The following is a 281-nucleotide window of genomic DNA, read 5'->3' as shown; positions in this document are numbered from 1 at the left end:
GCAGCATTACGCGGATGAATGCCACAGGCTAAAGCGGCATCTTTGCGCCCTAAAGCATTCGCACGCAGTTGCAGATAGCTACACCGGCCAGTTGTGGCCGCAGCTTTTCGGCCATGCGGATTGCGCTTCCACAAACCAAGCTCAATACCGATGCGGTACACCGGAGAAGAGCCTATAGAAAGCTGGCGCGCAATATCCATTGGAGCCACACCTTCCAGCCACAGGCGAGCTATTTCCTCACTGTCATCCGAGCTAGTAGTCCTGCGGCGCTTGCGCGGCAA

The 281-nt window shown here is 56.6% G+C and carries 1 pseudogene; it reads right to left on the bottom strand.

The window, feature by feature from the left end:
• Positions 1 to 200: pseudogene (locus QP324_RS12355) on the bottom strand (IS30 family transposase); the annotation flags it as partial.
• Positions 201 to 281 lie beyond the last annotated feature (81 nt).

The organism is Corynebacterium sp. UMB0012 (genome assembly GCF_030216265.1).
Classification (GTDB): Bacteria; Actinomycetota; Actinomycetes; order Mycobacteriales; family Mycobacteriaceae; genus Corynebacterium.
Note: the sequence above shows the minus strand (reverse complement) of the source record. Positions and strands in the feature narration are given on the sequence as shown.